2 protein-coding genes are annotated in these 2,114 nt (G+C 57.0%); both read left to right on the forward strand.

Going from position 1 to position 2,114, the window contains the following annotated elements:
- The first annotated feature begins 81 nt into the window (after positions 1-81).
- Positions 82-1,235, forward strand: a protein-coding gene (locus B8784_RS10805; RefSeq protein ID WP_456077614.1) for an IS3 family transposase whose coding sequence is annotated in 2 segments (ribosomal slippage) — positions 82-334 and positions 334-1,235 — 1,155 coding nt in all. Because the reading frame shifts where the segments join, the coding sequence is not laid out codon by codon here.
- Between the two features lie 606 nt (positions 1,236-1,841).
- Positions 1,842-2,114, forward strand: a 273-nt coding sequence (locus tag B8784_RS10810; RefSeq protein ID WP_143435342.1) for a transposase, incomplete at its 3' end; no start/stop codon positions are given.

A 2,114-nucleotide genomic window follows, 5' to 3' on the forward strand; every position in this document is an offset into this window, starting at 1 on the left:
CTGAGCTACCCCCCGAAATTTGGACACTGACATAAGCTACGATTTGCAGTCTGCTGATCTTCAACGACGAGGAGATCAGAGATGTCGAAACGCAAACAGCACGCGCCCGAGTTCAAGGCGAAGGTCGCGCTGGAAGCCCTGAAGGGTGAGGAGACGGCGGCCGAGCTGGCGAGTCGGTTCGGGGTGCATCCGACGATGATCCATCAATGGAAACGCGCTTTGCTCGAGGGTGCCTCCGGCGTGTTCGAACGCGGCGGCCGGAGGAAGCCCGAGATCGACGAGGAGCAGGTGAAGGAACTCCATGCCAAGATCGGGGAGCTGGCGGTGGCCAACTCTTTTTTAGAACGAAAGCTGAAGCCCTGGGGCGGGAAGTGAGGCGCGGGATGATCGAGCCTGACCACCCTGAGCTATCCATCGGGCAACAGTGCAAGCTGCTGTCAATCGCGCGCTCGTCCTTCTACTACACACCTAAAGGCGAGACCGAGCTGAACCTCGGCCTGATGCGGCTAATTGACGAGCAGTTCCTGGAGACGCCGTTCTTCGGTGTCCGCCAGATGACATGGCACCTGCGCAACGACGGGCACCTCGTGAACGAGAAACGTGTCCGGCGGCTGATGCGCCTGATGGGGCTCATGCCGATCTACCAGAAGCCCAACACCAGCAGGCCAGCGAAGGGGCACAAGACCTATCCCTACCTGCTGAGAGGTCTGCGGGTGGATCGTCCGAACCAGGTCTGGTGCTCGGACATCACCTACCTGCCGATGCAGCGCGGGTTCCTCTACCTCGTGGCGATCATGGACTGGCACACTCGAAAGGTCTTGGCTTGGCGCATCTCCAATACGCTGGAAGCCGACTTCTGCGTCGAAGCGCTGAACGAGGCCGTCCACAAGTTCGGCGCGCCCGAGATCATGAATACCGACCAGGGTAGCCAGTTCACGTCCTTCGCGTGGACCGACCGACTGCGCAGGACCGGCGTGCGGATCTCGATGGACGGAAAAGGCCGCTTCCTCGACAACATCTTCATCGAAAGGCTATGGCGAACCCTGAAATACGAGTGCGTCTACCTGCACGCCTGGGAAACAGGATCAGAAACAAAGACGGGCATCCGGAAATGGATGACCTTCTACAACCACAAGCGCCCTCACTCAGCCCTTGGCGGCAGGCCACCAGCGGTGGTTTACTGGCAAAGAAATAATATCAAGCAACCCGATCAGCAGGTGCAACGAGTAGCTTAATCTACGCCAGATCCTGTCCAAACGATGGGGAGTAGCTCAGTGTATCTTTGGCCCAAGCGGCGAACAGGTTTGGTAGAGAGTCTTGAGTTGCAGCTCGAAAGCTCGCCACGGTCGCTGCAAATATGACCCAAAGTATCGTGGGTTTTAGCTGATCTAACTGCCAAAGCCCCACATACGATAATCCCAGAACGACAAGCCCGACGTAGCTGCCTAGAATCAGATGAAATCGTACAATATGTTTGCTGGCAGCTGCTCGAAGGACATTGAGGAATGCGTCACGAACGTCTTTTTTTCGTGCCGAGATAAGCAAAAGGGCCAACGCCCAAATGATGATTGCCCATTCTCTGCTTGTAAAAATGTCCACCGCTCGAAATCACTTAGGGACGAAAGCAGCCGGAATATCCCGCTTCATGTTGTTTTCGCCTCCAACTCCTTCATGGGCGAGATAGGTCCAAAACGTACACATCGATAAAACGCCGCAGATCGGGCGGCATTTGCTTCAAGATTTCAGCCTTTAACTCCGCCGGTTCCTTTAGAGTAGTATTCTTCTTGCCGGTGAACCGCGCCGGGTTTGCCGGAGGCCATTTTCATTGAGAGAGTGGTTTTATGACAGACAGGAAGCAGAGACATCCTTACTCGCCAGAGGTGCGTGAGCGAGCCATTCGGATGGTGATGGAGCATGGCGGGGAGTACCCGTCGCAATGGGCAGCGATCGTCTCGATTGCCGGCAAGATCGGGTGCGTGCCGCAGACGCTGCATGGCTGGGTGGCGCAGGCCGAGCGGGATGCCGGCAAGCGGGCGGGACCAAGCACCGAAGAGCGCGAGCGGATCAAGATGCTTGAGCGCGAAGTGAAGGAGCTTCGCCAGGCGAACGAGATT

Origin of the sequence: Henriciella aquimarina (genome assembly GCF_002088975.1) — a bacterium.
GTDB lineage: Bacteria > Pseudomonadota > Alphaproteobacteria > Caulobacterales > Hyphomonadaceae > Henriciella > Henriciella aquimarina.